This window comes from Blautia sp. AM42-2, from assembly GCF_003480245.1.
Taxonomy (GTDB): domain Bacteria; phylum Bacillota; class Clostridia; order Lachnospirales; family Lachnospiraceae; genus Fusicatenibacter; species Fusicatenibacter saccharivorans.
Map to the genome: position 1 here is coordinate 1 of NZ_QUIM01000026.1, position 6,050 is coordinate 6,050.

Annotated in this window: 7 protein-coding genes and 1 pseudogene; 2 read left to right on the forward strand and 6 right to left on the reverse strand. The window is 47.2% G+C overall.

The window, feature by feature from the left end:
* Window positions 1–197 (forward strand): hypothetical protein (locus DW915_RS15980; RefSeq protein ID WP_207665596.1); only part of this gene is annotated, 197 nt, incomplete at its 5' end.
* A gap of 39 nt (window positions 198–236) precedes the next feature.
* Here the strand turns inward: DW915_RS15980 and DW915_RS15360 are convergent.
* The 5 genes and pseudogenes from DW915_RS15360 to DW915_RS15380 all read right to left on the reverse strand — a co-directional run bounded on the left by DW915_RS15360 (window position 237) and on the right by DW915_RS15380 (window position 4,195).
* Window positions 237–614, reverse strand: a complete 378-nt coding sequence (locus DW915_RS15360; protein WP_008707693.1) for an MmcQ/YjbR family DNA-binding protein — start codon at window positions 612–614, stop codon at window positions 237–239.
* Window positions 611–1,505, reverse strand: a pseudogene (locus DW915_RS16500) (radical SAM protein). Before DW915_RS16500 ends, DW915_RS15360 begins: the two are co-directional and overlap by 4 nt.
* Window positions 1,506–1,584: 79 nt before the next feature.
* Window positions 1,585–2,055, reverse strand: a complete 471-nt coding sequence (locus tag DW915_RS15370) for a GNAT family N-acetyltransferase (RefSeq protein WP_008707691.1) — start codon at window positions 2,053–2,055, stop codon at window positions 1,585–1,587.
* Window positions 2,055–3,530 (reverse strand): amino acid adenylation domain-containing protein, encoded by a 1,476-nt coding sequence (locus tag DW915_RS15375; protein ID WP_118069890.1) that lies wholly within the window; start codon window positions 3,528–3,530, stop codon window positions 2,055–2,057. The genes DW915_RS15370 and DW915_RS15375 overlap by 1 nt, the downstream gene beginning before the upstream one ends.
* 20 nt (window positions 3,531–3,550) lie before the next feature.
* The gene (locus tag DW915_RS15380) at window positions 3,551–4,195 is read right to left on the reverse strand and encodes an alpha/beta hydrolase (RefSeq protein ID WP_243033853.1); all 645 of its coding nucleotides are present in this window, start codon (window positions 4,193–4,195) and stop codon (window positions 3,551–3,553) included.
* Window positions 4,196–4,354: 159 nt separating this feature from the next.
* On the opposite strand from DW915_RS15380, the gene DW915_RS15385 reads away from it, so the two are divergent.
* Window positions 4,355–4,753 (forward strand): winged helix-turn-helix transcriptional regulator, encoded by a 399-nt coding sequence (locus tag DW915_RS15385; protein WP_118742430.1) that lies wholly within the window; start codon window positions 4,355–4,357, stop codon window positions 4,751–4,753.
* 10 nt (window positions 4,754–4,763) lie between these two features.
* Here the strand turns inward: DW915_RS15385 and DW915_RS15390 are convergent, their stop codons facing one another.
* On the reverse strand, window positions 4,764–5,897 hold the full coding sequence (locus tag DW915_RS15390; protein ID WP_243033854.1) for a reverse transcriptase domain-containing protein: 1,134 nt from the start codon (window positions 5,895–5,897) through the stop codon (window positions 4,764–4,766).
* Window positions 5,898–6,050: the final 153 nt, after the last annotated feature.

Here is a 6,050-nt window from a genome sequence, read left to right on the forward strand (position 1 = left end):
TCAATAGTTTACATGCAACAGCCAGAAATTTCGATACACCCTCTTATTGGACGCTTACACTCCAACTCGCAAAGAGCTGGAGTAATCTTGTATCTAACCGCATTATTATTTGGCGCTTACAATACAAGCTTCATTCGATACTGCTCCTTTCGCAAAAAATTAGCAGCCAGGCACCGAAGCGCATGACTGCTATGTAAGGAACGGTATTCTGTTTTAGGTCTACAAACTTGAATTTGTCAGTATCTCTTTTTGCATGTTTTGGGTATCGTTGCTTCATAACTCATATCAAGCAACATTTTGGTTTTGTCATCTGATACGCTGCCATCCAGTGCAACAGTAATCCAGCTATCCTTGCTCATGTGATACGCCGGGAAGAAGCCGGGTTCCTCTCGTAGTGTGCCAATCAGAATTGGGTCACATTTGAAATCGACCACTTTCAGCATTTCTTCGCCTTGCAGCCCCAGCTTGTTCTTTGGTACATCCATAATCAGAGCAAACCACTTCCGATTATTACAATGCCGGAACACCTCATAATTCGGATATTTGAGCCACGGATAATCTGTCTCAGCGTTATATGTCTCCATTATAAATGATTCTAATTCTGCGCGTTTCATAACCTCACCTCTACAACTTCTAGCTTTCTGCATGTTACTATATAGTTTTGATTACCTGTTCTTCTGCATTTTGGCCGAGGGATAATCTCTTCGTGGAAAAAATAATTGACCACGATAGGCGGATCGTTGAACGGGCGTTTGATGGAATCATCATCCCGGACATACAGTAGCCCTTCCTCTTGGCAAAACTGCCGCATCTGCGCATCCAGCATTGACCAGTAGTTGCGTTCTTTTTTATTGTAAATGGTATCGTACAGCGGCAGCAGGTCTGGATGTTTTTCCGTTATATAGTCAAAAATCGTTTTCTTATAACCGCCCCGCAAGTTTAGGTTTTCCAGCCAGACCAAATTACATTGATTCTTCGCCCGGTGGATGATGGAGGGCAGGTCGGTGAGGCCGGGGAAAATCGGCGAGATAAAGCAGGTGGTGCGCACACCAGCATCATGGAATGCTTTCATAGCGGCCAGCCGCCGCTCAATGCTCACTGCATTGTCCATATCAGCGCGAAAATCTTCGTCCAGTGTGTTTGATCGACCAGGATACCCGCGCATTGGGGAATGTTTTAATGAGGTCAAGGTCACGCAGCACCAGGTCAGACTTGGTAGCAATACTGAGGCTACATCCGCTGCCCTGCATCTGCTCTAAAATGGCGCGGGTGCGGCAGGCGGTTTCCTCCAGCGGCTGATATGGGTCGGTCACGTAACAGAGAAACAGTTCTTTCCCTGCATACCGCTCCGGGTGTTTGATTTCCGGCCAAAATTTAACGTCTATGAACTCTCCCCAGGGCTCCGGGTGATTGGTAAAACGCTTCATAAAAGATGCGTAGCAATATTTGCAGCCGTGGCCACAGCCCACATAAGGATTGACCGAATAATAATCACTCACAGGCAAATTGGATTTTGTGAGGACGCTTTTTACTTCAACGTTTCAGATGATTGGCTCCATTGTATGTATGCTCCTTTGATTTTGCTTATTTTTCACGGGACAGTTTCATCATATCCTTCATATCGGCAAAACCGATTGTTTGATACAGCGGCCTGCCTTTGTCTGAGGTTTCAAGATATATTTTTGAAATATGCCGCTGACGAGCCTGCTCTACAAGCCACCTGACGATTCTGTTCCCTATGCCGTGTCCGCGAAACTGCGGCCGGGTATAAATGTTCATCAGGTAGGCACATTTCCCGTTTAGATTGTCCGGTGAGGGCATCTCATGATAGAGGCATATCCCGCCGCAGCCGACGATTTCCTCCCCTACGTAGGCAAAGCAGGCAATATGTCCGCCCTGCGGCAGTTCTGTTTGATAGTAGCGGCGATTTTCCGATTCCAGCTCTGTTACAGACCGCTCCGAGGGGATGGAGAATACCTCATGCAAGACTTCCATTCGCCATTGCATCAATACATTCAGGTCCTGGATCGTGGCCTGCCGGATCTGAATCTCCATTATAATGCCCCCGCTTTCATTACCACCGGCAGTTTCGACACATCCGGCTTACCGTTGACATTCAAAGGAATCTGCTTCATCTTCACAAAGAACTCTGGGATCATAAAGGAAGTCAGATTTTCAGACAGTTCTTTTTTTACTTCCGAGACTTTCAGCTTATTGTCGGAAGGCACCACATAGGCGGTCATATAGGACAGTCCATCCTCGTCTGTAAAAGCCCGGACAATAGCCTGCTGCACATCCTTGCACCGATAGAGCCGGGACTCCACCTCGGCAAGTTCCACCCGCTTGCCGTAAATCATGATCTGGTCGTCCTTGCGGTGCAGGAATGCAATGTTGCCATCCGGCAGGATATAGCCCAAATCGCCGCTGCGGTACATGGTGCTACCGTCCGGCTGCCGCTCAAAAGCGCTGTTTTCCTCGGCATGGTCGCCAATGTAGCCCAGAGATACACCGCCGCCATAAATGCAAATCTCACCCGTCTGCCCTTTGGCAACCTCGTTGCCAGACTGATCCAGAATCCTGATCTGCGCACCTAGTACAGGATGACCGATGGGATAGGTACCGTCCTCCAGCACAGTTCCACTATTACAACGGTAATAGGAGGCGCAGACCGTTGTCTCGGAGGGGCCGTAGGTGTTGTAAACCTCTGCTTTGTTCAGCAGGTGATCCACATAAACGCCCCGCAACACATCGCCGCCGCTGATAAGCAGCCGCAGAGAGGACGGAATGACAGACAGGTGGTTCATTTCTGCCAGCAGATACGGAAAGCCGCTGATCATAGTCACATGGTGACGTTCCACAAAAGCCATCAACGCATGGATGTCGGCCTTATCCTCGTCAGCGGGGATGGCCAGAGCGGCACCATTCAGCAGACTGGTGAACACTTCCTCCACAAAGATGTCAAAAGAACAGACGGAATATTGCAGCATGACATCACCGGGGCCGGGATGGAACTCGTTGGCAAAGGCACGGACATAATGGCAAACATTGCGGTTGGTGACACAGACACCTTTGGGCCGCCCGGTGGTACCTGACGTATACAGCACATAGGCGGGGCGTTCCGGGTCTTCGATGGCGTTGCGCTTCCAGGAGGGCGTCTCCACGCCGCAGATCTCACAATCTGTATAGCGGATGGGGAAACTGCTCAGTTTGGGCGCAAAGGCGTGTTCCGTCAGCACAAAATCCACCTGTGCCTCGGTCATCATGTCATGGATGCGCCCGGTGGGAAAATCCGGCTCGGCTGGGACATATCGGCCGCCGCATTTGAGTACCGCCAGAATCGAGGCAATCATCTCGGTTCGGTGACGCATGACGATGCCGATGCTGTGTACTTCCTGCGGAAAGCTGCACGTGATCATATCTACCATGTTGGACAGCTCTCCAAAAGTCATGGCGCGGTCGTTTTCAATGATAGCCGGGGCATTTTCATGTTCTTTAACTACTTTCTGAAAAAGCGAATAAATCGTATCCATCGTTTTATCTCCTTGTCGGTTTATCTATTTAATATCCAGTGAATGCCAGCCGCTGTGCGCTTGTTGCACGCCTGATAGTGGCTGCCACTGTTCAGTACGAAGGTGGTTTCGATGCCTTTCCCGTGGCACAGTGTTTCTATCTCCTGCGTATTCTGCTGCACAACGTTCAAAATCGGATTATCGGTGGAGCTCTCCTTGTCTCCGAGAGAAAAATACAGACAGTCAGGTTTGCGCTTCATCTCATGGGAGCACACATATTCCATGATGCCCTCAAACCAGAAGGAACCTGACATACTCGCTGCGCGGGCAAACACATCCGTTTGGTAGAGAGCGTAGAGGGCGAACAGCCCAGCCAGCGAGTAACCGGCGAGGCCCCGCCAGGCGGGCGCACCGGGAAGGAGCGCTTCCGCTTCCGGCATAATTTCATCCAGAAGCAGTTTCAGGTAATCATCCGCACCCCCGGTGCAGGGCGTATCGTGTTTAGAGATCGGCCCCATATACCACGGTGTCATGTCATGATCCCATTTCAGCTTACTGACCGCCACCAGACAGAAATCTGGGCAGCCGAGCGCCATCAGGTTTTTATACACACTGTTAACGGCATTGGAAAAGGTGTTGAGATAGATAACTGGGCTGCCCGGCTTTGCGCTTGGGTATATGTCCACTCTTTTTTGTTCTATGGTTAAAGAAGTCACCTTGTTGCCTCCTCTCTTGACGATTCATTGTATAAATATTGTACGGTATCCGAAAACGAAAGCAAGTACGCAGAAAGTTCGTACATAGTATCAAACTACTGACCAAGGCTATAAACAGGAGGAATCAAGATGGATCATATCATGACATATGAGGAATATCTGCGCGATGTCAAGAAGGGAATCGTCACCGATCTGGGCAACAGCCCGGTCACGCCGCTGCTTCTGATGCTTCAGGGAAAGTGGAAAACACAGATTCTCTATGAGCTGTGCATCCATGATACGGCCCGCTTCGGCACCTTAAAAAAGGAACTTCCGGGCATCACCAATACCATGCTGACCAACTCCCTGCGGGAACTGGAACGGGACGGGTTCATCAACCGGGTACAGTTCAATGAAATCCCGCCTCATGTAGAGTATTCGTTCACCGAGCGGGGCCGTGACCTGATGCCGATTTTTTATCAGATCATGCTTTGGGGGTTCAAACACGAAAAAGACAATCTTCCGAAGGACAATGGAAATGAGGAATAAGCCGTCCGTATCATACCGCAGCGAGATCATCGCTTATGCGGAGAAGAAATATGGAACCACACCTGAATATCTTTAGCGGTTGGTCTCTATTCGCATATAACCATACCTTGATGTCTCGAATTTTCTGTCTGAATTTCTTAGAGCTTGTCTTTGGCATTATATATGGCATACCTTTGCGTGAACGCCCACAATAGAATGTAAATCCCAGAAAATCAAATGTTTGTAATCTGATACACTCACCGATCTTTTGCTTTGCCCTTGCAATATAAGCACCGCTTTGTAAGAGACGACTTTTACTATCTTCTAATTGCAAACCGAACTTTTCCATTCGTTCTTTAAGAAGCTTGTAGTAATTCTCTGCTTCCCATTTGTATTGAAATCCTGCAACAAAATCATCTGCATATACAATTAGAAAGTTATCTCCCTTGCATTCTTTGGTAATAATAAACTTATACCATAGTGTCAATACATTGTGCATATATATGTTTGCTAGGATTGGACTTATGATATTGCCTTGAGCTGAACCTTCTTCATTCACCATAAGTTCACCATTATCCAGCACTCCCACTTTAAGATACTTCTTGACAAGACCGATTATGTTGGGGTCTTTAATATAAAGTTTGAGAAACTTGATAATCCATTCATGCTTCATATGGTCGAAGAAGCCTTTGATGTCAGCGTCCACAATATAACATATTTTCGTATTGTTTAAGCTCTTATACAGTTCTTTTATTGCGTTATGACATCCTCGATTTGATCTGAATCCGTACATGCAATTCAGAAATCTCGGTTCATAGATAGCTTCCAATATCTTCTTTAATGCTAATTGGACTATTTTGTCCTCATAGCACGCAATTCCTAATGGTCGAAGTTTTCCATTGCTTTTAGGGATATATACCCTAATTGATGGCTGTGGTTTGTATGATTTTCTTTTCAATCTTTCTACCAAGTCATCTATGTTTTGTTCCAGATTCCTCTCGTATTCTCTCTTCGTAATCTCATCCATACCAACTGCCTTACTTCCGTCTAATTCTTTGTGACATTGCAGAAGCATTTCTTTATTGATTAGATGATACAACGATGTGAACTCTGGTCTCGGCGAACTTGCCGATATTTCTGCTATTCTTTCCAATTTTGTTTCCATCAATACCTCCGTCCCTGAGTACGATTGATGTGTCCTCAGAAAGACCATTATTATGTAGCTCCCTTCCCTCCATTGGCATTACCCAACTTCTTCAGTGTCGGGTAAGGGACAAACCTTACGGTTATTCCCTCCCCAAAGAACGGAACGTGCGAC